Here is a 235-nt window from a genome sequence, read left to right on the forward strand (position 1 = left end):
TCAAACCTGCCTGCCGGAACATATACTTTAACCGTAACGGATTCATGCTCTTCACAGACAAATTCTGTAACTGTTGGACAGCCTTCTGCGGCTTTGGCTTTGGGAGCTTCATCTAAAACAGACGCTTCATGCTACGGAGCAAGCACCGGAACCGTAACTGCGGGAATTGTAGCAAACTCTGTGGGAACTGTTGCCTATTCTTGGAAAAACAGCGCTAACGCAGAAGTCGGAACAA

Annotated in this window: 1 protein-coding gene; it reads left to right on the forward strand. The window is 47.7% G+C overall.

All coding sequences use genetic code 11. The features are described 5' to 3' along the window. A partial coding sequence (locus DM444_RS00045; protein ID WP_162614869.1) for a hypothetical protein occupies positions 1–235 on the forward strand: 235 nt, incomplete at both ends.

It is taken from the genome of Flavobacterium ginsenosidimutans, from assembly GCF_003254625.1.
Classification (GTDB): Bacteria; Bacteroidota; Bacteroidia; order Flavobacteriales; family Flavobacteriaceae; genus Flavobacterium; species Flavobacterium ginsenosidimutans.